This is a genomic window from Bradyrhizobium sp. 40, from assembly GCF_023100925.1.
Classification (GTDB): domain Bacteria; phylum Pseudomonadota; class Alphaproteobacteria; order Rhizobiales; family Xanthobacteraceae; genus Bradyrhizobium.
In genome coordinates, this window is record NZ_CP064688.1 from 6,311,616 (window position 1) to 6,330,483 (window position 18,868).

Below are 18,868 nucleotides of genomic sequence, written 5' to 3' on the forward strand. Positions count from 1 at the left end.
TGATCCGAACGGATCGCCTTACCAATATTAAGGGAGCGCGCGCCGGACCAACCGCGTGCGTATCAAAGACAACAAAAAGGCAAGAGGTCGAGACGGCATGTCCCTGCTCGAAGGCACTATCGATTCCAAAAACCATCCGCTCGCGGTGGTCGAGGATATCGCTGCCAGCAACAACTGGCCGTTCGAACGCTCCGGCGAAGACGAACTCACGATTGTCTCCAAGGGACAATGGACCGACTACCAGATCTCCTTCACCTGGATGGGCGAGATCGAGGCGCTGCATCTGGCCTGCGCGTTCGACATGAAGATTCCGGTTGCGCGGCGACCGGAGGTGCAGCGGCTCGTCGCCGCCGTCAACGAGCAGTTGTGGGTCGGGCACTTCGACCTGTGGACGACCACCGGCATGATCATGCACCGGCAGGCCCTCGTGCTGCCGGGCGGGCTCACCGCCTCCACCGGGCAATGCGAAGCCATGCTCGCCGGCGCCATCCACGCCTGCGAGCGCTATTTCCCGGCGTTCCAGTTCGTGGTGTGGGCGGGCAAGTCCACGTCGGAAGCCATGGACGCGGCGATGTTCGACACGGTGGGCGAGGCGTAGTTTTCTTGTCGTCCCGGCCTAGTGCGCATTGCGCACGGGGGGCCGGGACCCATACCGCGTGATTTCGCTTGTGGCACGCTGCTTGTTGCCAACACCTCCATCCACTAAAACCGGTTGTGGTTATGGGTCCCGGCCCTCCGTGCGCAATTGCGCACTAGGCCGGGACGACACTGAGTTTGTGGTAACGGCTATGACGAGCAACGGCACTCTCGAAAACATCACCGGCACTATCCTGCTCGCCGGCGCCGGCAAGATGGGCGGCGCGATGCTGACCGGATGGCTTTCGGGCGGGCTCGATCCGCGCCGCGTCGCGGTGATTGATCCACACATCTCGGCCGAGATCACCGCACTTGCCGCCAAGGGGGTTGCGCTCAATCCTGATGTGACGACGGCAGGCCAGGTCGAGACGCTGATCGTCGCGGTGAAGCCGCAAATGTTCCGCGAGGCCGGCGCCAAGCTGAAGCCATTCCTCTCCGACAAGACCTCGGTCGTGTCGATCATGGCGGGAACCACGATCGCCTCGCTCGAAGAGGTCTGCGGCGGCGCGGTGGTGCGCGCGATGCCGAACACGCCGGCCGCGATCGGTCGCGGCATCACGGTGGCTGTCGCCGCGAACAACGTCAGCGCACAGCAACGCGCTGTGGCCGATGCGCTGCTACGCGCCACCGGCTCGGTCGAATGGGTCGACGATGAGAGCCTGATGGACGCGGTGACCGCGGTGTCCGGCTCGGGCCCGGCCTATGTGTTCTTGCTGGCCGAAGAACTCGCGCGCGCCGGTGTCGAGGCGGGCTTGCCCGAGGCGCTGGCAACGAAACTCGCGCGCGAAACCGTCGCCGGCTCGGGTGAACTTCTCCACCAGTCGGAGCTTGCCTCCGGCACGCTACGCCAGAACGTCACCTCGCCCGGCGGCACCACGGCCGCGGCACTCGGCGTGCTGATGGGCGAACCAGGCCTGCGCGATCTGATGATCCGCGCGATCGCGGCGGCGACGCAGCGGTCGAAGGAATTGGCGAAGTAAGGAAGCTATCCCCTCATGGTGAGGAGCGCGAAGGGCCGTCTCGAACCATGCAGGCCCGGCTCTCGCCTGTGGCGATCCTTCGAGACGACCGCTGCGCGGTCTCCTCAGGATGAGGGCAGAGCAAGCGGCTGCTACGTCGTCCCCAGCCGCTTGTTGAACATCGCTACATTGACGAGCCCGCGCGCGTGGCGGCCTTCGCCGAGTTTTCGCGTGCCCTCGAAGGCCTCGACCTCGAAGCGGATGACGCGGCGCTCTACCGCAATGACCTTCGCGGTAGTCCGCACCGTCGCGCCGACAAGGGCTGCTGCAAGATGGCGGATATCGACCTCGGTGCCGACGGTGACCCAGCCGGGCTGAAGCGCCGCACGAATCGCATCGCACGACGTCATCTCCATTTCCAGAATCATCATCGGCGTCGCATAGACCATCGGCATGCCGGGCACGAAATGCCCGACCGTGCGCTCCACCGGCACCACCAGCGTGCGCTCGGCGCTCATGCCGACCTTGATGAAGTCGCGTGCGTCCATGGGGCCTCCCCCCGTCGTCCTGGACAAGCGCAGCGAAGCGAAGCGCCGATCCAGGACCCATTACCCGACTGAACATTGTCATGAGCGGCCTAAACCACGACCCGCCGTGACAACTGCCGCTTGGGGTAATGGGTCCTGGCTTTCGCCAGGACGACAGTTGCGTTTGCAGCTAGAGCGCGGGCTACTTCTTCGCAGCCGCCGCGCGCTCCACGAACGTCTTGCCGCCCTTCATCTTGTGGCGGAGCGGGGCTTCATTGATCTGGATGACGACGGCGTCGGCATCGACGCCGAGATTCTTCACCAGCGCCTGGGTGATGTCGCGCATCATGCCGGCCTTCTGCTCGTCGGTGCGGCCTTCGGCCATGCTGACAGTGATCTCAGGCATTTTTCTCTCCCTTGGGCCGAACACCGGCCATTGACGGGCGCCATCAAACAGGAGGCGGATGCCCGGGACAAGCCCGGGCATGGCGGCGTCAGCGAATAGCTAGCCCCAGCTCACGTCATGGCGCGCTAGCACCTCGCGAACTTTGGCGACAAGATCGGCCTCGCTGCACGAGAACTGCGCCGGGCGGCTCTCACGCCATTCCTGGTTGGAAGCGATCGCGGCTGCCGCCTTCGCGCCCTCGATCAGATCCTTGATCTGCACCTCGCCACGCGCTCTTTCATCCGAGCCCTGGATGATGACGCAGGGCGCATTGCGGCGATCGGCATATTTGAGCTGGTTGCCCATGTTCTTGGGATTGCCGAGATAGAGCTCGGCGCGGATGCCGGCGGTTCGCAACGATGCGACCATCTTCTGATAGTCGGCGACGCGGTCGCGGTCGAACACGGTGACGACGACGGGGCCGAACCCGGGCTTCGTGTCGAGCTTGCCGAGCAGCGTCAGCGCGGCCTGAAGCCGCGACACGCCGATCGAGAAACCGGTCGCCGGCACGGGCTCGCCGCGGAAGCGCGAGACCAGGCCATCGTAGCGTCCGCCGCCGCCGACCGAGCCGAATCGCACCGGTCGGCCCTTGTCGTCCCTGGTCTCGAGCAGCAGTTCGACCTCGTAGACGGGGCCGGTGTAATATTCGAGGCCGCGCACGACAGAGGGGTCGATCTTGATGCGATCCGCACCGTAACCCGACGCCGTCACCAGTTTCGCGATCTCTTCCAGCTCGCTTACGCCGGCCTGACCGACTTCGCTCTTGGCGAGATAGGTTTCCGCCGCGGCAATGGCCTCTTTCCAATCGTCGCGCGGTTTGGTGATGGCGAGAACGACGTCAGCTTCCGACGCGCTTAGATTGGCGCCCTTCGTGAAGTCGCCCTTGCCTTCTTCGCCTCCATCCCATCTGCCGGGACCGAGGAGCTTGCGAACTTCCTCGGCGGGAAACTTATCGAGCTTGTCGATTGCGCGCAGCACGGTGAGCCTGCGCGCTGCGTTCTCTTCGCCGCCGAGCCCGATGGCTTCCAGAACGCCGTCGAGCACCTTGCGGTTGTTCACCTTCACGACATACGAGCCGCGCGCAATGCCCAGCGCCTCCATCGTGTCGGCCGCCATCATGCAGATCTCGGCATCGGCCGCCGGCGTTGCCGAGCCCACCGTGTCCGCATCGAACTGCATGAACTGGCGGAAGCGACCGGGACCCGGCTTTTCATTGCGGAAGACGTAGCCGACCCGGTAGCTGCGGTAGGGCAACACGAGAGCGTCGGTGCCGTATCGCTCGCCGACGTAGCGGGCGAGCGGCGCGGTCAAATCGTAGCGCAGCGAGATCCACTGCTCGTCGTCGTCCTGGAACGAGAACACGCCCTCGTTCGGACGATCCTGGTCGGGCAGGAACTTGCCGAGCGCATCGGTGTATTCCATCGCCGGCGTTTCCACAGGCTCGAACCCGTAGAGCTCGTAGACGGTGCGGATCTTTTCCACCATCTCGCGCGTCGCCCGGATCGCGGCGGGATCGCGATCCTCGAGCCCGCGCGGCAGGCGCGCCTTCAGTTTCTGGGGTTTTTTGGATTTTTCGGCCATGCGCGGCATTTACCAGCCGACGCGCGAAGCGGCAACTGCCGGGTAGGCCCTTACGGCTGCTCCATCCGTGCCCGCAGCGCATCGGCATCCGCTTTCGGCAGCGACTTCAGCGTTGGCTTGATGGTTTCGCCGCCGACGATCTTGCCGTTGCGCATGAACATCCAGTCCGAGATGTCGGCTTCAGTGAATTCGACCTTGTCGCCTGCCCGCTTGCCCGGCAGATCGCGTGGCTCGTTGGCGAAGAGGCCGGAATAGCCCCCATTGGGTAGCTTCTTCACCTCGGCCATCCAGATGTGCTCACCGCCTTTGCGGGTCGAAAAGTGCACCTTCAGGGCGTGCCCCGTTTCCGACGGTTTCGGCGCCTCGTAGGAGGCCCAGAAGGTCGGTAGCGTGCCGCGGGCGCGCGCGATCGCGGTGTTCATCTCCGGATCGGTGTTGCGCACGTCGACGACGGGCGAACGGCCCTCAGCGGAGACGTCCGGCTTGGGGCCGATGGTCAGGATGCCAAAGACGGTGACGCCGGTGATTGCGGCGAGAACGACCCATTTCAGGGACTGGGGAAGAGTGGATGTCATGATCGCAATGTCCGGAAAACTCGATGTCCAGGTATTCGAGGTCTCGGACTTTGTCGCACGATCATCGTGTCGCGTTCATTGCGCCTCTCTCTCCCCGCGAGCGGAGAGAGAGAGGGCAAAAATCAAGACAGATTGCGGATCCAGTTATGCGGATCGTTGGTGCGGCCGTACTGGATGTCGACGAGCTGCTTGCGCAGGCCCATGGCGACGGGGCCGGCGGCGCCGCCGCTGATCTCGAAATCGCCGCTCACTGAGCGCACCGTGCCGATCGGCGAGATCACGGCGGCCGTGCCGCAGGCAAACGCCTCCTTCAGCTTGCCGCTTGCCGCATCCTTGCGCCACTGGTCGAGCGAATACGGCTCCTCGCGCACGGTTTTGCCGGCGTCTTTGGCCAGCGCAATGATGGAATCGCGGGTGATGCCGGGCAGGATCGTGCCGAGCGGCGGCGTCGAGAGCGAGCCGTCGTCGAACACGAAGAACACGTTCATGCCGCCGAGCTCTTCGATGTAGCGGCGCTCGATCGCATCGAGAAACACGACTTGGTCGCAGCCGTGCTGGATCGCTTCGGCCTGGGCGCGCAGGCTTGCGGCATAGTTGCCGCCGCATTTGACGGCGCCGGTGCCGCCGACGGCAGCGCGCGTGTAGTTCTCGGACACCCAGATCGAGACTGGCGCGGGGCCGCCCTTGAAGTAGGAGCCGACCGGCGAGGCGATCACCGCGAAGATGTATTCGGACGACGGCTTGACGCCGAGGAAGGTCTCGCTCGCGATCATGAACGGGCGCAGGTAAAGGCTGCCCTCGCCGCCCGGCATCCAGGCGCGGTCGATGCGCACGATTTGCTCGACGGCCTCGATGAAGACGTCTTCGGGAAGCTGCGCCATCGCCATGCGGTCCGCCGAGTCCTTGAAGCGCCGCGCATTGGCGTCGGGGCGGAACAGGTTCACGCCGCCGTCGTCGCGCTTGTAGGCCTTGAGGCCTTCAAAAATTTCCTGGGCGTAGTGCAGGACGGCGCCGGCCGGATCGAGCTGGAAATTGGCGCGGGCCTCGACACGCGCCTCGTACCAGCCGCCCTTGGCCTGGTTGTAGCGGACCACCGCCATGTGATCGGTGAAGACCCGCCCGAAGCCGGGGTCCACCAGCTTGGCGACCCGATCCTTCTCGGGGGTCGGATTGGATGCGGGCTGGATGTCGAATTTCATGCTCATGTCCTTGCCTCCCGCTGCCGGTAGCGGCGCCGTTGTGGCACCCACCTGCCCCGATTTGGGCCCGGCTGGCTCAATTGGTTTCTGGCCGGACCGCCGCCAGCCTTGTTACGGCCGGTTTCCGTGGCCAGCATGTCACCGAGGACATGCTTTTGCGGAAGACGGAAGTCCAGTATGTTTTGCCGAAATGCCGTTCGACAATCGCACGGTTGATCTGCTCCGGCCGTCGCCGCCTGTCTGGCCCACTGGGGCCGCCTTGCTTCGATGCCCACCCGACGCGAAACGATCTAAAATTTCGTACGGGCCGATCGTTTTGTAACATTGAGACCAAGATACGTCAATATGCCTGACATAAATTTCGCGACTCCTTCTCAAGACGCTGCCGGGCCGCGGCCGGCCGCAGACGACGGAGGCAATTTGCGCTGGGATATCATCGAACTGCTGTTCTTCGCCTATCGCGATTTCGTCGGCGATCCCGACCAGGAACTGGAGGCGTTCGGCTTCGGCCGGGCCCATCACCGCGTCATGCACTTTGTTTATCGTTATCCCGGCCTCAAGGTCGCCGACCTCCTCAACGTCCTGCGCATCACCAAGCAATCGCTCGGCCGGGTGCTCAAGCAGCTCCTGGACGAGGGCTATATCGTCCAGAAGACCGGCGACAATGATCGCCGCCAACGCCTGCTGTTTGCGACACCGAAAGGCGAGGCGCTGGTGCAGAAGCTCGCCGGTCTCCAGACCACGCGCATCACCAAGGCGCTCGCCGAGATGGCGCCGCAGGATGCCGAAACCGTCAAGCGCTTCCTGCGCGCAATGATCGACCGCGACGATCCCGACAAGGTGCTCGAAACGATCTTCGCCACCGTCAATCAGGACAAGGAGTGACCGTGCCGCTCGCTGCCACGCTCGCACGCCCGCCGGCACGCCCCGCCGACGATGCTCCGCATCTCCTGCTGGTTGACGACGACCGCCGCATCCGCGACCTGCTCTCGCGCTTCCTTGCCGGCGAAGGCTATCGCGTCTCGACCGCCGCCAGCGCCAGCGACGCCCGTTCCAAGCTTTTGGGCCTGCACTTCGACCTCTTGATCCTGGATGTCATGATGCCCGGCGAGACCGGCTTCGATCTCGCCCGTTTCATCCGGACTTCGTCCTCGGTGCCGATCGTGATGCTGACAGCGCGGCATGAAGCCGAAGCGCGCATCGAGGGCCTGCAGATCGGCGCCGACGATTACGTCGCAAAGCCGTTCGAGCCGCGCGAGCTTGCGCTGCGCATCAACAACATCCTCAAGCGCGCTGCGCCGCCGCCGCAGGCCGCTGCAGTGGAGAAGATCGCGTTTGGCCCGTACATCTATCACCTGGACCGCGGCGAACTGCGCCAAGGCGAAGACGTCATTCACCTGACCGACCGCGAGCGCGAGATGCTGCGGATCCTGTCGGAGACACCGGGCGAGACCGTGCCGCGCAGCGCGCTAACCGGCAATGGCAGCGTCAACGAGCGCGCCGTCGACGTGCAGATCAACCGCTTGCGGCGCAAGATCGAGACCGATCCCGCCAATCCGCTGTTCCTCCAGGCCGTGCGCGGCATCGGCTACCGGCTGGTAGCCTCTCCATAAAGAGTGAAGCGCCACCGATGAGCACGATCGATAGCGGCCTGACGCTTTTGAAGAGCGCCGCCGGCCGCGTCTCCGCCGCCAATGGCTGGATGGGCAACGCCTTCAAGGGCTGGATGCCGACCGGCCTTTATGCGCGTGCGCTGCTGATCATGATCGTGCCGATGGTGATCCTGCAATCGGTCGTCGCCTTCGTGTTCATGGAGCGGCACTGGAACACGGTGACACGGCGCCTGTCGGCCGCGGTGGTGCAGGACATCGCCGCGCTGATCGACGTCTACAAGGGCTATCCGCAAGACAAGGATCGCGACCAGATCCGCCGCATCGCGCAGCAGCGCCTGGGCCTCGTCGTCGATTTCCTCCCGGCCGGCGACATGCCGCCGCCGGGACCCAAGCCGTTCTTCTCGCTGCTCGACCAGACGCTGTCGGTGCAGCTCGGCCGCCAGATCGGGCGCTCCTTCTGGATCGACACGGTCGGCCGCTCCAATCTGGTCGAGATCCGGATCCAGCTCGACGACGCCGTGATGCGCGTGTTCGCGCAGCGCAGCGCCGCCTATGCCTCGAACTCGGAGATCTTCCTGTTCTGGATGGTCGGAACGTCCTCGATCCTGCTGATCGTCGCGGTGCTATTCCTGCGCAACCAGATCAAGCCGATCCTGCGACTTGCCGACGCCGCCGAGAGTTTTGGCAAGGGCCGCGAGGCGCCGAATTTCCGCCCGCGCGGCGCGCGCGAGGTGCGGCGCGCGTCGGTCGCCTTCCTCGAAATGAAGTCGCGCATCGAGCGGACGATGGAGCAGCGCACCGCGATGCTCGCCGGCGTCAGCCACGATCTGCGCACGATCCTGACGCGGTTCAAGCTCGAGCTGGCGCTGATCGGCGACAGCCCCGAAATGGAGGGCATGCGCAAGGACGTCGACGAGATGTCGATGATGCTCGAGGACTACCTCGCGTTTGCTCGCGGCGATTCCGGCGAGCAGTCGCAGCCGACCGACATGGCCCAGGCGCTCGAGGAGCTGCGCAGCGACGCCGAACGCCACGGCCACACGGCGACAGTCGCATTCAACGGGCTGCCCGTGGTCACGGTGAAGCCGGCCTCGTTCAAGCGCTGCCTTGCCAACCTCGTCACCAACGCCGCCCGCTACGGCAAGAGCATCGCCATCACCGGCCAGCGCGATCACCGTTATTTGACCGTGACGGTTGACGACGACGGGCCGGGCATTCCCGCCCATTTGCGCGAAGAGGTGTTCAAGCCGTTCCTGCGGCTGGACAACGCCCGCAACCAGGATGAAGGCGGCACGGGCCTCGGCCTCGCGATCGCCCGCGACATCGCCCGTTCGCATGGCGGCGACATCACCCTTGGCGACAGCCCGATGGGCGGATTAAGAGCGAGCGTGCGGATACCGGTGTAACCGGTGATGTAGCCCGGATGGAGCGTAGCGAATCCGGGATTCTTTCTTCGCGATCGATGCACCGGTCCCGGATTTCGCTTCGCTCCATCCGGGCTACGATCTTCCTTACTTCGGCAACAGCGCTTTCAGCTTGTCCATGTCACGCACGTTCATCTTGAAGCCGCCGGGCATCACGATGTCGCCGGGCTTCTGGTCCGGCTTGCAGGCGCCCAGCCATTTCGCTTCGAGCTGCATGGTCGTGTCGCGGCCTGCCGCGCCGGCGGCGCCACCTTGCGCGTGCGACGACGTCTTCACCGTATAGGCCGAATTGAAATCGCCGGTGATCTCAGCATGCGAGGTCGTGCTGATGCCGGCGACATTGCACTCGGAATCGCTGACATAGCCGGTCGCGGTCTTCTTGATATCCTGCTTGGCGCAGATCTGCTTCGCCATCGGGGAGATGTTGTTGTTCATCTCCTTGTCGACGGTCTCGTCGGTGCAGTGCTGCATGGTCATCTCGGGCACCGGCGTGCCGGTCCTGACCATCTTCAATTCCCACAGGCCCGCCTTGCGCACCGGCAGGTCGTCAGCGCGGGCGCTGGCTGCCGACAAGACGAGGCAAAGTGCGGAGCCGAGCAAAGCGAGTTTGCGCGTCATGTCGGAAGCTCCCGGCTGCGATGGCGGCGTTGCGAAAGCGCCTCAGTAGAGTGTGCGGATCGGCTGGTCGGCCGCGCCATAGGGCACCCAGCGGCAGGAGAACGAGATGTAGCCGCCCTCATAGGCCTGCACCGCCAGGAATTTGGCGACCTTGCCATAGCGCGCGCAGTGATCGACCGCGACCTGCCGCGCATCGACCTGGGTTGCCATCGAATAGGCGATGATGCCGCCAGTGTCGTTGCCCTTGAACGGGGGCACCGGAAGCAGATCGGCGCGCGCCGACTGGCTCGCCATCATACCCAAGGCAAGTAGGCCCGCGGCCGCAATGATTCGCATTCCCGTCACTCCGATTGGTTGGCGGCAGTTTACGGTGTCGGCGCGGCGGTGGAAAGAACGGATGGTCGGTCCAACGCAGCATTGCGGTCAACTCGTCGGCAAGTGTTGCCGCGCTGCACTTGACCTCCCCCGGCCTTCGCGGCACCGTCCGACCCTTGCAGATCATGCTGTCTGGATCATCCATGCGCGCCTCGACCTTCCTGAAATCGCTCCGCTTTGCCGCCGTGCTCGGCCTCCTGTTCGGGGCGCTGTCGCTCGGTGAGGCCAGGGCCGCCAATCCGCTGGAGCTGAATTTCTGGCTGAGCGGGCCGCGTTATGACGGCAACGTCTCCGAATGCGACCGGGCGCTGCCGACGATCGCCAGCCAGTTCTGGGAGAAAGAAAGCTCGTTCTGGAATTCCTCGTTGAAGATCACCGGCTTCGCCGCGGTTCACGAGACCGCGTTCCGGCCTTGGGCATCGGATAACATCCCCCGCCGCTATTGCACCGGCGAGGCCATGCTCACGGACGGCAAGATGCGCAAGGTGCACTTCTCCATCGTCGAGGATGGCGGCTTCGCCGGCTACGGCCAGGGCGTCGAATGGTGCGTGGTCGGGCTCGACCGCAACTGGGCCTACAACCCGGCCTGCCGCGCCGCCAAGCAATAATTGCTCTGATCCGGACCCATCAGGCGGCCCAACGATGGTCGCCCGAAATTTGTTCTTGAAATGTTCCTATCGCCTGCTAGGCTCGTCTGCACAGTCTAGTTGAGGGGCGTCGCCATGTTTCATTCCAGATTGCACTCGTTCTCCCGCCTGATGATCTCGCTGACGCTTGCGGCCGGGCTGGCTGCACTGGCCGGCGGCGCAAAGGCCCAGGACAAGCGGCAGAACACGCCCGGCGAATTCGATTTTTATGTGCTGTCGCTGTCGTGGTCGCCCTCCTTCTGCGAAGAGGCGGCGGAGCGCGGCGGCCGCTCGCAGACCCAGTGCAGCGGACGGCCCTACGCTTTCGTGGTGCACGGTTTGTGGCCGCAATATGAGAACGGTTTTCCGGAATATTGCCAGCGGCCGTCGCCGCGGCTGAACCGCAGCATCGTCTCCTCCATGCTCGATCTGATGCCGGCGCCGGGGCTGATCTTCAACGAATGGGACAAGCACGGCACCTGCTCGGGGCTCGCCGACCGCAGCTATTTCGAGACGATCCGGAAGGCGCGCGCCGCGATCAAGATTCCGGCCGAATATCTCGATCTATCGCAGGCCAAGGCCGTGGCGCCGGCGGAAGTGGAGGAGGCCTTCATCAAGGCCAATCCGGGCCTCAGCAATGCCGCCGTCTCGATCACCTGCAACCGGACGCGGCTATCGGAAGTCCGCATCTGCCTCAGCAAGGACTTGCAATTCCGCGCCTGCGAGGAGATCGACCGCCGCGCCTGCCGTCGCGACCAGGTGGCGATGCCGCCGATCCGGGGTGGGTAGCCCAGGCGTCGTGCCTCTTTGCTCAGGGCCTCACGTGGCGTAGTGCTCTTGCATGAATTATCGCCACGCCTTCCATGCCGGCAGCTTCGCCGATGTCATCAAGCACATCGTGCTGGCGCGCATCATCACCTATCTCCAGGACAAGCCGGGTGCGTTCCGCGTCATCGACACCCATGCCGGCGCCGGCCTCTACGATCTCGAAAGCGACGAGGCGCGTCGCGGCGGCGAGTGGCTGACGGGCATTGCGCGGCTGATGCAGGCGCGGCTGTCGAACGACGCCATGGCGCTGACCAAGCCCTATCTGGACATCGTCCGCGCCTTCAATCCGAAGGGCGAGCTCAAGGCTTACCCGGGCTCGCCGCTGATCGCACGCGGCCTGCTGAGGCCGCAGGATCGCCTCTTGCTCTGCGAGCTCGAGCCGAAGGCGCGCAAGGCGCTGATCGGTGTGCTGCGCCACGACGAACAGGCCCGCGTGGTCGACCTCGACGGCTGGATGGCGCTGCCGGCTTTCGTGCCGCCGAAGGAACGGCGTGGGCTCGTGCTGATCGATCCCCCGTTCGAGGCGAAGGACGAGTTCGAAAAGCTCGAAGAGGCCTTCTCGACGGCTTTCGCGAAATGGCCGACCGGTATCTATGTAATCTGGTATCCCGCCAAGAGCCGGCGCGCCACCGACGCGCTGGTGCAATCAGTGGCGCGGCTCGCAGCCGCAGCAAAACCGCCGGGAAAATGCCTGCGCCTCGAATTCAGCGTGGCGCCACAAGCCGACGGCGCAGCCCTCACCTCCAGCGGGCTCTTGATCGTCAATCCCCCTTACACACTGCACGGCGAGCTCAAGACGATCCTGCCCGAGTTGGAAATGCCGCTCGGCCAGGGGGGCGCTGCCAGATTCCGATTAGAGGTGCCAAGGCCGTAACACTCCGGCATCTTGGGAAAAATATGCAGGAGCGGTGGTCAATCTGCAGAGAACCGTATTATGCTGTTGCGGTGACTGGCTTTACGTTCCGCTTCCGCGAATGGTTGCGGCGGAGTGAAGGCCTAAGAAAGATCCAGTCGGACCGAATGGTCTGCCCAAGGATGGCCAGCTCCCGGGCTTCGTAAGGCCCGGTCATGTCGTGACGTGCGTCTGCGTCACGACGGAGGAGCAATGAGGGGGAGTTTCCCGATGGCCATGACGGGAACGGTCAAGTTTTTCAACGGTGAGCGCGGCTACGGATTCATCAAACCGGACGACGGGGGCCGCGACGTCTTCGTGCATATTACTGCTGTGGAGCGGGCCGGACTGAAGGACCTTGCCGAAGGACAGCGTATTACTTTCGAAGTCGAACCGGACAAGAAGGGCAAGGGGCCGAAGGCGGTCGATTTGGTCATCCTTCCCTAGCGAGTCCGACGCGAAACACCGGCGCAAAAAAAATCCCGGCCGCGAGCGGCCGGGAGGCTGTAGTCCGGTATTTTCTTCTTTGGGTATCAGAAGTGATAGTTCACGCCTGCGCGCACAACGCTGGCGCTATAGCCGTTTGACACGCCTGTAATCGCGAACTGACTCGTCGACAGATCGATGTAGAGATATTCGAGCTTGGCGCTCCAGTTCGGCGCGAAACCAACTTCCGCGCCGGCACCGATGGTCCAGCCGGCGCTGGTATGCGACTCCGTCCAGCCGAACGTCTGCGCGCGCAGCTCGCCGAAGGCGAGGCCCGCCGTGCCGTAGAACAGCACGTTGCTGAGGGCATAGCCCGCGCGGCCGCGCAGGGTGCCGAACCACGGATTGGAGAACTTCCACGGCGCGAAGGTGTCGTCGGCACCAGCGGCCTGGATGTCGCCCTCGACGCCGAACACCCACGGGCCGTTCTGGAAATTGTAGCCGGCCTGAACCCCGCCGACGAAGCCCGACGGTTTTGCGGGATTGTTGTTCACCGAGCCCCATTCGTAGCCGAGATTGGCACCGAGATACGGACCGGCCCAGCTATAGGCGTTGAGCGGCTGATTGACCGTGTAGGGCGCACGCTGCCCGTAATTGAGATCGGCGGCCCCTGCCGAAGCCGTCCAGCCGACTGCAGCCAACGCGGCTGCGCCCACAACGAGCCTCTTCATCACATACTCCAACGCAACTGCCGTCACCGGCGCGATGCCTGCGCCGCCGCGCGAGGCAAAACCGCATGGTTACGGAACCACCACTATTTCGCGTAACATTTATCGAGAGTTTTAAGTTAAAGGCCTGTTAAGCCGGGTTACCGCGCTGTTAACAGGCTTAAGCAAGCGTTACCGGGAACTGCGCCGCCATCCTGTGCGTGCTGCACGGCCGGAACTTCAAATCGGCACCCGCAACGCCTAAATTCGCACCATGGTTCACGATTCCACCGACAATCCGGACGACGCACGCGCGCGCAAACCCGTGCGCGGCAACGCGCCCGACGTCCCGCCCCAGGAGACGGAAGCGGCGCCGCCCGACCTCGATCCCGCCACAGCAAACGGGGACGACGAGGACGACGCACGGCTGCCGGACATCCTGGAAGAGAGCGGCACGGTCGGCGAAGAGCCGCTGGCGACCGGCCACGAGGCGATCGAACGCGCGGTCCGCCTCGCCCCCACCTCGCCCGGCGTCTACCGCATGCTCAATGGGAATGCCGACGTGCTCTATGTCGGCAAGGCCAAGAACGTCAAAAAGCGCCTGTCGAACTATGCGCGCCAGAGTGCGCCGCAGCCGGCGCGCATCCTGCGCATGATCGCCGCCACAGTTACCGTGGAAATCATCTCGACCCACACCGAGACCGAAGCGCTGCTGCTGGAGGCCAACCTCATCAAGCAGCTTCGGCCGCGCTTCAACGTGCAGCTGCGCGACGACAAGTCGTTTCCCTATATCCTGATCACGGGCGACCATTGGGCGCCGCAGATCCTGAAGCATCGCGGCGCGCAGACGCGGCCCGGTCGCTATTTCGGCCCGTTCGCCTCGGCCGGCGCCGTCAATCGCACCATCACCGCGTTGCAGCGCGCATTCCTGATCCGCTCCTGCACGGATTCCTTCTTCGAGAGCCGCTCGCGGCCCTGCCTGCTCTACCAGATCCGCCGTTGCGCCGGCCCCTGCACCCGCGAGATCGACTTCCCCGGCTACACGACCCTGGTGCGCGAGGCGAGCGACTTCCTGTCCGGCAGGAGCCATGCGGTGAAACAGGAGCTTGCCGCCGAGATGGAGAAGGCCTCCGGTGAGCTCGAATTCGAGAGCGCCGCGCTCTACCGCGACCGCCTCGCTGCGTTGTCCGCGATCCAGTCGCAGCAGGGCATCAATCCGCGCACGGTGGAAGAAGCCGACGTGTTCGCCATCCACCAGGAGGGCGGCTTCTCATGTGTCGAGGTGTTCTTCTTCCGCACCGGGCAGAACTGGGGCAACCGCGCCTATTTCCCGCGCGCGGAGAAGACGTATACGCCGGAAGAGGTGCTCGGCTCCTTCCTCGCCCAGTTCTATGACGACAAGCCGCCGCCGAGGAACATCCTGCTCTCGCACGAGATCGAGGAGAGCGAGCTGCTCGCCAACGCGCTGTCGATCAAGGCCGGCCGCAAGGTCGAGGTGTCCACGCCGAAGCGCGGCGAGAAGAAGGAGCTCGTCACCCACGCGCTCACCAACGCGCGCGAGGCCCTGGGCCGCAAGCTCGCGGACACCGCGACGCAGAGCCGCCTGCTGGACGCCATGGCCACGACCCTGAGCCTGCCGCATGCGCCGAAGCGGATCGAAGTCTACGACAACAGCCATATCCAGGGCACCAACGCGGTCGGCGCCATGATCGTCGCCGGCCCCGATGGCTTCGTCAAAAACCAGTACCGCAAGTTCAACATCAAGTCGGAAGGGATCACGCCGGGCGACGACTTCGCCATGATGCGCGAAGTGCTGGAGCGCCGCTTCAAGCGCCTGATCAATCCGCCCGAAGAGGGCGCAGCCAAAACCAAGGACGACGACTTCCCGCAATGGCCCGATCTCGTAATCATCGACGGCGGCCGCGGCCAGCTCAACGCGGTCCGGGAGATCTTTGCAAATCTCGGCCTGACCCAGGTGGCGCTGATGTCCGTGGCCAAGGGGCCGGACCGGGATGCCGGCCGCGAGACCCTGTTCATGCCGGAGCGCGAGGCGATCAAGCTGGAGCCGCGCGACCCCGTGCTCTATTTCATCCAGCGCCTGCGGGACGAGGCGCACCGCTTCGTCATCGGCTCGCACCGCAAGCTGCGCAAGAAGGACATCCGCGAGGCCGGCTTGCAGGAGATTCCGGGCATCGGCCCGTCACGCAAACGTGCCTTGCTGCATCATTTCGGAACCCTGAAGGAGATCGAACGGGCCTCGATCACCGATCTCGGCAAGGTTCCGGGGGTGAGCGCCGAGAGCGCCCGCAGGATTTTCGAGTATTTCCACCCTCAGCCGAGATGAAATAAAAGGGGGCCGCGGTCATATGGTCGTCGCATCCCGCACCCCATTTGGGAGCGGAACGGTTGACCTTGAGGCTGCAGCGGTATTGGTAGGACGGATGAACATCGCCACGACACGAGGGACCACCAGCCGCGCGATGTCCCTCCCGAACATCCTGACCTACGGCCGGATCGCCGCGATCCCGGTCGTGGTCGGGTGCATCTACGCACAGTCGATCATGGACGGTCCGCTGTGGCTGCGATGGGTTGCCGTCGCCATTTTCATCGCGGCTGCGGTCACTGATTACCTCGACGGCTATTACGCGCGGATCTGGAATCAGCAATCGGCGTTCGGCCGCATGCTCGATCCGATCGCCGACAAGCTTCTGGTCGCCTCGTGCCTGCTGATGCTGGCCGCCGACGGCATCATTCACGGCTGGTCGCTGTGGGCCGCCATCGTGATCCTGTGCCGCGAGATCCTGGTCTCGGGCCTGCGCGAATATCTTGCCGCGCTGCGCGTCAGCGTGCCCGTGACCAAGCTTGCGAAGTGGAAGACGACGGTTCAGCTCATCGCCATCGGCTTCCTGCTGGCCGGTCCCGCCGGCGATGAGGTGGTGCCCATGGTCTCGATGACCGGGCTGGCGCTGCTCTGGGCCTCGGCGATCCTCACCATGTACACCGGCTACGACTATTTCGGCGCCGGCATCCATCACCTCATCAAGGAGGATGAGGGATGAAAGTGAAGTACTTCGCCTGGGTGCGCGAGCGCGTCGGCAAGGCCGAGGAGACCATCGAGCCGCCCGCGACCGTGCACACGGTGGAAGAGCTGATCGCCTGGCTGTCTGGCCAAGGCGAAGCCTACGCCTACGCGTTCGAGAAGCCGAAGGTGATCCGCACCGCGATCGACCATGCCCACGTCAAGTCGGACGCCGCGATCGCGGGCGCTCGCGAGATCGCGTTCTTCCCGCCGATGACCGGCGGCTAGACCATGCCCGCCACCACCTGTCCCGTCACCATTCGTATCCAGCAAGACGATTTCGACATCGCGCGCGAGATCGCGGTGCTGACCGGGAACCGCACCGACATCGGTGCAGTCGTGAGCTTTTCCGGCATCTGCCGCGGTGACGAGGACAGCGCCAAGATCGCCGCGCTCTCGCTCGAGCATTATCCGGGTATGGTCGAGGAAGAGATCAGGCGCCATGCCGACGAGGCCACCTCGCGCTGGCCGCTCAACGGCGTCACGGTGATCCATCGCGTCGGCCGTTTCATGCCCGGCCAGAACATCGTGCTGGTGCTGACCGCCTCGCAGCACCGCCAGGCAGCGTTCCAGGCAGCCGAGTTCCTGATGGATTATCTGAAGACCAACGCGCCGTTCTGGAAGAAGGAAGAGAGCGCCACCGGCACCGGCTGGGTCGAGGCCCAGGCCCGCGACGATGAAGCCGCCGCACGCTGGACCCGATCCTGATGGCAACGACATCCAAAAAGACCGTGCGCGGCCGCGCCGCGCCAAAGCTCGCGAAAGTGGGGCGCGGCGAGCTTCTCACGCTGATCGATTTCGTCCGCTATGCGGTGAGCCGCTTCAACGAGGCCAAGCTCGCCTTTGCCCATGGCACACCCGATCCGGTCGCGGAAGCGGCCTTCCTGGTCTGTGAAGCCCTGCATCTGCATCCCGAGCAGTTCGAGATTTTTGCCAACGCGCGAGTCGCGGACGCCGAGAGCAGGACCATCATCGATCTCATCCATCAGCGCGTCACCACCCGCAAACCGGCCGCCTATCTCGTCAACAAGATCTACATGCGCGGCCTGCCGTTCTATGTCGACGAGCGCGTCATCGTTCCCCGCTCCTTTATCGGCGAGCTCTTGGAATCGCATTTCGGCGGCGACGGCGAAGCCGGCTCGCTGATCGACGACCCCAGCGCGGTCGAACGCGTGCTCGATCTCTGCACTGGGTCGGGATGCCTCGCGATCCTCGCAGCGCATCATTTTCCGAATGCCACGATCGACGCCGTCGATATCTCCAAGGGCGCGATCGACGTCGCCAGACGAAATGTCGGCGAATACGGGCTCGATGACCGGATCAGCCTGCATCGCGGCGACCTGTTCACCCCGCTCGGTGACGCCAAATACGACCTGATCATCACCAACCCGCCTTATGTCGATGCCGAAGGCATGGCGGCGCTGCCGCCGGAGTGCCGGGCCGAGCCGAAGCTCGCCTTTGACGGCGGCGCCGACGGTCTCGACGTGGTGCGCCGGATCCTGCGCGACGCGCCCGGCCATTTGACGCCGGATGGCGGGCTGATCTGCGAGATCGGCCGCGGCCGCGAGCTCGTCGACGAGGCCTTTCCTGAACTACCGCTGCTCTGGCTCGACACCGAGGACTCCGAGGGCGAAGTGTTCTGGATCGCGGCAGCCGATCTCGGCTGATCGATCACGACGGGCAGACCTCGTCGGAACAAGTCAAATACCGCCACGTTCATCCCCCGACGAATTTTCTCGCACTCGGAGGATCACCGCATGCTTGCGCCATCGGGCGAATTGCTGCGCGCCGGCGTCGCGCTCAAGCTCAACCATCTCAAGCGCGCCGCCCAATCCTATGCCCGCGACCGGAGCAATCAAGCCACGGGGCGCATGACGTCTTACGCGACTGCGGCCGGACTGCTCGCCGTTGCGGGCTTGTTCGTCGTCGCAGCCTTCTTTGTCGGATTGATCGCCCTGTACCGCTGGGTTGCGATCCATTACGGGCAATTCTGGGGATTCGGCGCCGCCGGCGGTGTCCTCCTGGTCCTGGCCGCCGCCTGCGCCGGCGTGGCCATGGCTCAGATGAAGCGCAAGACCAAGCCGATCTTGCCGCTTGCCAGCCGCCTACGGGTGGCGATCGCCACCCCGCGCATCCCGCGCGGAACGGTGAAGCAGGCCGTGAAAGAGGTCGCGACGACAATTCCCCTCGCGCCGCTCGCGCCGGGCGAACGGGGACAAGACCGAGCACATGGCGGCAGCACGTGGCCGGCTCGGTCCAACCGGCCCGTGCAACTCGGGCTGATGCTCGCGGCCGTTGGGCTGGTCGGGCTGACGGCCGCGCGCCGGCGGCGTCACGGCCACGGAGCGGATACCTGAA

At 64.6% G+C, this 18,868-nt stretch carries 23 protein-coding genes; 15 read left to right on the top strand and 8 right to left on the bottom strand.

The genetic code is table 11. The features are described from left to right. The first annotated feature begins 97 nt into the window (after positions 1-97). Positions 98-598: a YbjN domain-containing protein gene (locus IVB40_RS30245; protein ID WP_247357974.1), complete on the top strand. Its 501-nt coding sequence runs from the start codon at positions 98-100 to the stop codon at positions 596-598. A gap of 190 nt (positions 599-788) precedes the next feature. Further along, complete coding sequence (proC, locus tag IVB40_RS30250; RefSeq protein ID WP_247465795.1) at positions 789-1,616, top strand: pyrroline-5-carboxylate reductase; 828 nt, start codon at positions 789-791, stop codon at positions 1,614-1,616. Positions 1,617-1,747: 131 nt separating this feature from the next. On the opposite strand, the gene IVB40_RS30255 is transcribed toward proC, so the two are convergent. The 5 genes from IVB40_RS30255 to IVB40_RS30275 form a co-directional block, all read right to left on the bottom strand. After that, positions 1,748-2,143, bottom strand: a complete 396-nt coding sequence (locus IVB40_RS30255; RefSeq protein WP_247817184.1) for a hotdog domain-containing protein — start codon at positions 2,141-2,143, stop codon at positions 1,748-1,750. 181 nt (positions 2,144-2,324) lie between these two features. Further along, positions 2,325-2,609, bottom strand: a complete 285-nt coding sequence (locus IVB40_RS30260) for a tautomerase family protein (protein ID WP_256378942.1) — start codon at positions 2,607-2,609, stop codon at positions 2,325-2,327. Between the two features lie 18 nt (positions 2,610-2,627). Next, positions 2,628-4,148 (bottom strand): histidine--tRNA ligase, encoded by a 1,521-nt coding sequence (hisS, locus tag IVB40_RS30265; RefSeq protein WP_247465792.1) that lies wholly within the window; start codon positions 4,146-4,148, stop codon positions 2,628-2,630. A 50-nt stretch (positions 4,149-4,198) separates the two neighbouring features. Then, the gene (locus IVB40_RS30270; RefSeq protein ID WP_247284438.1) at positions 4,199-4,723 is read right to left on the bottom strand and encodes a DUF2314 domain-containing protein; all 525 of its coding nucleotides are present in this window, start codon (positions 4,721-4,723) and stop codon (positions 4,199-4,201) included. A 122-nt stretch (positions 4,724-4,845) separates the two neighbouring features. Further along, positions 4,846-5,928 (bottom strand): branched-chain amino acid aminotransferase, encoded by a 1,083-nt coding sequence (locus IVB40_RS30275; protein WP_027565383.1) that lies wholly within the window; start codon positions 5,926-5,928, stop codon positions 4,846-4,848. 339 nt (positions 5,929-6,267) lie between these two features. Here IVB40_RS30275 and IVB40_RS30280 point away from each other — a divergent pair, with 339 nt between their 5' ends. From IVB40_RS30280 to IVB40_RS30290, 3 genes are read left to right on the top strand one after another with little or no spacing between them, the layout of a single operon-like run. Further along, entirely contained in the window at positions 6,268-6,807 is a 540-nt protein-coding gene (locus IVB40_RS30280; protein WP_247817185.1) for a MarR family transcriptional regulator, read from the top strand. After that, entirely contained in the window at positions 6,804-7,535 is a 732-nt protein-coding gene (locus IVB40_RS30285; RefSeq protein WP_018453502.1) for a response regulator transcription factor, read from the top strand. Before IVB40_RS30280 ends, IVB40_RS30285 begins: the two co-directional genes overlap by 4 nt. A gap of 17 nt (positions 7,536-7,552) precedes the next feature. Further along, positions 7,553-8,941 (top strand): ATP-binding protein, encoded by a 1,389-nt coding sequence (locus IVB40_RS30290; protein WP_027520375.1) that lies wholly within the window; start codon positions 7,553-7,555, stop codon positions 8,939-8,941. 105 nt (positions 8,942-9,046) lie between these two features. On the opposite strand, the gene IVB40_RS30295 is transcribed toward IVB40_RS30290, so the two are convergent. Together IVB40_RS30295 and IVB40_RS30300 are read right to left on the bottom strand one after the other, a co-directional pair. Further along, entirely contained in the window at positions 9,047-9,577 is a 531-nt protein-coding gene (locus IVB40_RS30295) for a DUF3617 family protein (protein WP_247284451.1), read from the bottom strand. Between the two features lie 42 nt (positions 9,578-9,619). Continuing rightward, positions 9,620-9,913: a hypothetical protein gene (locus tag IVB40_RS30300; protein ID WP_027520377.1), complete on the bottom strand. Its 294-nt coding sequence runs from the start codon at positions 9,911-9,913 to the stop codon at positions 9,620-9,622. Between the two features lie 182 nt (positions 9,914-10,095). On the opposite strand from IVB40_RS30300, the gene IVB40_RS30305 reads away from it, so the two are divergent. The 4 genes from IVB40_RS30305 to IVB40_RS30320 all read left to right on the top strand — a co-directional run bounded on the left by IVB40_RS30305 (position 10,096) and on the right by IVB40_RS30320 (position 12,745). Then, positions 10,096-10,560 carry a hypothetical protein gene (locus tag IVB40_RS30305; RefSeq protein WP_027565385.1) on the top strand — a complete coding sequence of 155 codons (465 nt, stop codon included), beginning with the start codon at positions 10,096-10,098 and terminating at the stop codon, positions 10,558-10,560. Positions 10,561-10,674: 114 nt separating this feature from the next. Then, positions 10,675-11,367: a ribonuclease T2 gene (locus tag IVB40_RS30310; RefSeq protein WP_247817186.1), complete on the top strand. Its 693-nt coding sequence runs from the start codon at positions 10,675-10,677 to the stop codon at positions 11,365-11,367. A 52-nt stretch (positions 11,368-11,419) separates the two neighbouring features. Beyond that, a complete protein-coding gene (rlmJ, locus tag IVB40_RS30315) occupies positions 11,420-12,280 on the top strand; it encodes a 23S rRNA (adenine(2030)-N(6))-methyltransferase RlmJ (RefSeq protein ID WP_247403900.1) in 861 nt (286 codons plus the stop codon). A gap of 249 nt (positions 12,281-12,529) precedes the next feature. Beyond that, positions 12,530-12,745: a cold-shock protein gene (locus IVB40_RS30320; RefSeq protein ID WP_007614865.1), complete on the top strand. Its 216-nt coding sequence runs from the start codon at positions 12,530-12,532 to the stop codon at positions 12,743-12,745. An 86-nt stretch (positions 12,746-12,831) separates the two neighbouring features. Here the strand turns inward: IVB40_RS30320 and IVB40_RS30325 are convergent, their stop codons facing one another. Beyond that, entirely contained in the window at positions 12,832-13,455 is a 624-nt protein-coding gene (locus tag IVB40_RS30325; protein WP_247817187.1) for an outer membrane protein, read from the bottom strand. Between the two features lie 250 nt (positions 13,456-13,705). Between IVB40_RS30325 and uvrC the strand changes: the two genes are divergently transcribed. From uvrC to IVB40_RS30355, 6 genes are all read left to right on the top strand, one after another. Continuing rightward, complete coding sequence (uvrC, locus tag IVB40_RS30330) at positions 13,706-15,775, top strand: excinuclease ABC subunit UvrC (protein ID WP_027565389.1); 2,070 nt, start codon at positions 13,706-13,708, stop codon at positions 15,773-15,775. Positions 15,776-15,872: 97 nt separating this feature from the next. Continuing rightward, positions 15,873-16,490: a CDP-diacylglycerol--glycerol-3-phosphate 3-phosphatidyltransferase gene (gene pgsA, locus IVB40_RS30335; RefSeq protein ID WP_027565390.1), complete on the top strand. Its 618-nt coding sequence runs from the start codon at positions 15,873-15,875 to the stop codon at positions 16,488-16,490. Continuing rightward, entirely contained in the window at positions 16,487-16,738 is a 252-nt protein-coding gene (gene moaD, locus IVB40_RS30340; RefSeq protein WP_247403906.1) for a molybdopterin converting factor subunit 1, read from the top strand. The genes pgsA and moaD overlap by 4 nt, the downstream gene beginning before the upstream one ends. Positions 16,739-16,741: 3 nt before the next feature. Further along, positions 16,742-17,218, top strand: coding sequence for a molybdenum cofactor biosynthesis protein MoaE (locus IVB40_RS30345; RefSeq protein ID WP_247817188.1), 477 nt, complete (start codon positions 16,742-16,744; stop codon positions 17,216-17,218). After that, on the top strand, positions 17,218-18,177 hold the full coding sequence (prmB, locus tag IVB40_RS30350; protein ID WP_247403909.1) for a 50S ribosomal protein L3 N(5)-glutamine methyltransferase: 960 nt from the start codon (positions 17,218-17,220) through the stop codon (positions 18,175-18,177). Before IVB40_RS30345 ends, prmB begins: the two co-directional genes overlap by 1 nt. A 90-nt stretch (positions 18,178-18,267) precedes the next feature. Beyond that, on the top strand, positions 18,268-18,867 hold the full coding sequence (locus IVB40_RS30355) for a phage holin family protein (RefSeq protein ID WP_247817189.1): 600 nt from the start codon (positions 18,268-18,270) through the stop codon (positions 18,865-18,867). The last annotated feature ends 1 nt before the right edge of the window (position 18,868 follow it).

Coding starts and splice junctions, on each gene's coding strand:
- IVB40_RS30245 (WP_247357974.1), top strand. CDS start 98: ATGTCCCTGCTCGAAGGCACTATCGATTCCAAAAACCATCCGCTCGCG.
- proC (WP_247465795.1), top strand. CDS start 789: ATGACGAGCAACGGCACTCTCGAAAACATCACCGGCACTATCCTGCTC.
- IVB40_RS30255 (WP_247817184.1), bottom strand. CDS start 2,143: ATGGACGCACGCGACTTCATCAAGGTCGGCATGAGCGCCGAGCGCACG.
- IVB40_RS30260 (WP_256378942.1), bottom strand. CDS start 2,609: ATGCCCGGGCTTGTCCCGGGCATCCGCCTCCTGTTTGATGGCGCCCGT.
- hisS (WP_247465792.1), bottom strand. CDS start 4,148: ATGGCCGAAAAATCCAAAAAACCCCAGAAACTGAAGGCGCGCCTGCCG.
- IVB40_RS30270 (WP_247284438.1), bottom strand. CDS start 4,723: ATGACATCCACTCTTCCCCAGTCCCTGAAATGGGTCGTTCTCGCCGCA.
- IVB40_RS30275 (WP_027565383.1), bottom strand. CDS start 5,928: ATGAGCATGAAATTCGACATCCAGCCCGCATCCAATCCGACCCCCGAG.
- IVB40_RS30280 (WP_247817185.1), top strand. CDS start 6,268: ATGCCTGACATAAATTTCGCGACTCCTTCTCAAGACGCTGCCGGGCCG.
- IVB40_RS30290 (WP_027520375.1), top strand. CDS start 7,553: ATGAGCACGATCGATAGCGGCCTGACGCTTTTGAAGAGCGCCGCCGGC.
- IVB40_RS30295 (WP_247284451.1), bottom strand. CDS start 9,577: ATGACGCGCAAACTCGCTTTGCTCGGCTCCGCACTTTGCCTCGTCTTG.
- IVB40_RS30300 (WP_027520377.1), bottom strand. CDS start 9,913: ATGCGAATCATTGCGGCCGCGGGCCTACTTGCCTTGGGTATGATGGCG.
- IVB40_RS30305 (WP_027565385.1), top strand. CDS start 10,096: ATGCGCGCCTCGACCTTCCTGAAATCGCTCCGCTTTGCCGCCGTGCTC.
- IVB40_RS30310 (WP_247817186.1), top strand. CDS start 10,675: ATGTTTCATTCCAGATTGCACTCGTTCTCCCGCCTGATGATCTCGCTG.
- rlmJ (WP_247403900.1), top strand. CDS start 11,420: ATGAATTATCGCCACGCCTTCCATGCCGGCAGCTTCGCCGATGTCATC.
- IVB40_RS30320 (WP_007614865.1), top strand. CDS start 12,530: ATGGCCATGACGGGAACGGTCAAGTTTTTCAACGGTGAGCGCGGCTAC.
- IVB40_RS30325 (WP_247817187.1), bottom strand. CDS start 13,455: ATGAAGAGGCTCGTTGTGGGCGCAGCCGCGTTGGCTGCAGTCGGCTGG.
- uvrC (WP_027565389.1), top strand. CDS start 13,706: ATGGTTCACGATTCCACCGACAATCCGGACGACGCACGCGCGCGCAAA.
- pgsA (WP_027565390.1), top strand. CDS start 15,873: ATGAACATCGCCACGACACGAGGGACCACCAGCCGCGCGATGTCCCTC.
- moaD (WP_247403906.1), top strand. CDS start 16,487: ATGAAAGTGAAGTACTTCGCCTGGGTGCGCGAGCGCGTCGGCAAGGCC.
- IVB40_RS30345 (WP_247817188.1), top strand. CDS start 16,742: ATGCCCGCCACCACCTGTCCCGTCACCATTCGTATCCAGCAAGACGAT.
- prmB (WP_247403909.1), top strand. CDS start 17,218: ATGGCAACGACATCCAAAAAGACCGTGCGCGGCCGCGCCGCGCCAAAG.
- IVB40_RS30355 (WP_247817189.1), top strand. CDS start 18,268: ATGCTTGCGCCATCGGGCGAATTGCTGCGCGCCGGCGTCGCGCTCAAG.